This is a genomic window from Haloactinopolyspora sp., from assembly GCF_027324685.1.
Taxonomy (GTDB): Bacteria; Actinomycetota; Actinomycetes; order Jiangellales; family Jiangellaceae; genus Haloactinopolyspora.
The window spans coordinates 1-2,063 of record NZ_DAHVSH010000009.1 but is presented as its reverse complement, the minus strand read 5'-3'; the positions used below and the strand labels follow the sequence as shown (position 1 = coordinate 2,063).

General features: G+C 65.7%; 2 protein-coding genes. Both read right to left on the bottom strand.

The window, feature by feature from the left end; translation table 11 throughout:
• Positions 1–655, bottom strand: a 655-nt coding sequence (locus M6444_RS01705) for a helix-turn-helix transcriptional regulator (protein ID WP_298322306.1), incomplete at its 3' end; no start/stop codon positions are given.
• Positions 656–718: 63 nt separating this feature from the next.
• Positions 719–1,966, bottom strand: a complete 1,248-nt coding sequence (locus tag M6444_RS01700) for an IS256 family transposase (protein WP_298322274.1) — start codon at positions 1,964–1,966, stop codon at positions 719–721.
• Positions 1,967–2,063: the final 97 nt, after the last annotated feature.

Sequence of the window (2,063 nt, the reverse complement as noted above, 5' to 3'; positions counted from 1 at the left end):
GCAAGTGCCAAATCGGCGCGCCGAACGCGTTGATTCCCCATAGATGCGAGTTGACGAGGAGCTCTTGGTCGGAACGGTAGATGCTGTTGTACAGCGTCGTTCCGTGCATTCGAACTTCAGCACCGGAGCGGTCAGCGAGTGGCTGGTAGTACATCAGTGCGAGCTCACAGCGGCTCTGGATGCCGAGACCGAATCGTTCCTCAGCTCCACGTGCTGCGACGTTCGGGGACGTGGGATCTCCGACCGTGACGCGGACCTGACAGCCCTCGCGGGCCTTGTCCACCAATAGATCGACAAACCCAGGTATCGATTCGTGCAGATGGTTCGCTGCATACACCAGGATGTCGATCCACTCCGACGCCTGTTCGAAAAACTGCCGCCACATCGCAGGCGATATCCGTGCACGTTGCTCGTAGACCGCGACCACTTCGGCCGACACGGCCTTGCCGGTGCGTCCGCGGCGCAACGTCGGCCAGAGGAACATGACATCTTCCTCCAACACTTCGGCAGCTTGAACTGCAGTGCGGACATAGGGCACGCGGCCAGTGCTCACCCACCGCTCGACAGTCTTGGAATCCACACCAACCTGGGCGGCGAGTGCTTGTGCGGTAAAGCCCCGCTTGCTCATTGTCATGCGTAACCGCTCGTTCTCCATACTGTGACTCCAGGTCAAGTCCCCGGTAGTGGTGTGGCGCTTGGGTGATCCCGTTCGGGGGTGTTAGGCGGTCAGGGCGAGGGTTTGGTCGTTGGTGGGTTCCTTGTCGTGGTGGGTGACGGGGGTCAGGCGGCAGCGGGTGAGGACTTCGAGGCCGAGGTAGCGGCGGCCTTCGGCCCATTCGTCGGTCTGTTCGGCCAGGACGGCGCCGACGAGGCGGATGATGGCGTCCCGGTTGGGGAAGATGCCTACGGCGTCGGTGCGGCGGCGGATTTCCTTGTTCAGTCGCTCGGAGGGGTTGTTGGACCAGATCTGGGACCAGACGTCTTTCGGGAAGCCGGTGAACGCCAGGATGTCCGCGCGGGCTTCGGCCAAGTGCTCGGCCACCGCGGGCAGCTTCTCGGCGACGTAGTCGAGCAGCCGGTCGAACTGGGCGTGCACCGCCTCGGCGTCGGGCTGGTCGTAGACGCTGTGCAGCATGGCCTTGACCGCCGGCCACATCGACTTCGGGGTGACGCTCATGAGGTTGGCCGCGTAGTGCGTCCTGCACCGCTGCCAGGTCGCGCCGGGCAGGTTCGCGGCGATGGCCTCGCGCAGGCCGGCGTGGGCGTCGCTGGTGACGAGCTTGACGCCGGACAGGCCGCGGGCGACGAGGTCGGCGAAGAACTCGTTCCACGCCGGCCCGGTCTCACTGGTCGCCACCCGCATGCCCAGGACCTCGCGGTGCCCGTCGCCGTTGACCCCCGTAGCGATCAGAACCACGGCGTTGACGACGCGGCCGCCCTCGCGGACCTTCATCGTCAGCGCGTCCGCGGCCACGAACGTGAACGGGCCCGCCGCATCGAGGGGCCGGTGGCGGAACTGCTCGACGTGCTCGTTCAGGTCAGCGGCCATCCGGGACACCTGCGACTTCGACAACGAGTCGATGCCCAGGGTCTTCACCAGCTTGTCCATCCGGCGAGTCGAGACGCCGGCGAGGTAGCAGTCAGCGACCACCGTGATCAGCGCGGACTCCGAGCGCTTGCGCCGCTCGAGTAGCCACTCGGGGAAGTAGCTGCCCTTCCTGAGTTTAGGGATCGCGACGTCGACCGTGCCGACCCGGGTGTCCAGGTCCCGATGCCGGTAGCCGTTGCGCTGCGCGAGGCGGCCCGGGGACTGCTTGCCCCACTCCGCGCCCACAACCGCGTCCACATCCGCCGAGAGCAGGGCGTTGATCACCGTCTGCAACAGCGATCGCATCAGGTCCGGCGACGCCTCCGCGAGGGCCTCGCCAAGCAGGCCGACAGGGTCGACAATATGAGGTGCGGTCATCGTGATGCTCCAATCGAGAGTGCTGTGGAAGGTTCACTCGAAAGGATCACGCGGTGGCCGCACTGCTGTCTCGCCGACCATGCAGTCAACGAGCCCG

Excerpts from the sequence above, each read along its gene's own strand:
- M6444_RS01700 (WP_298322274.1), bottom strand. The coding sequence starts at position 1,966 with ATGACCGCACCTCATATTGTCGACCCTGTCGGCCTGCTTGGCGAGGCC.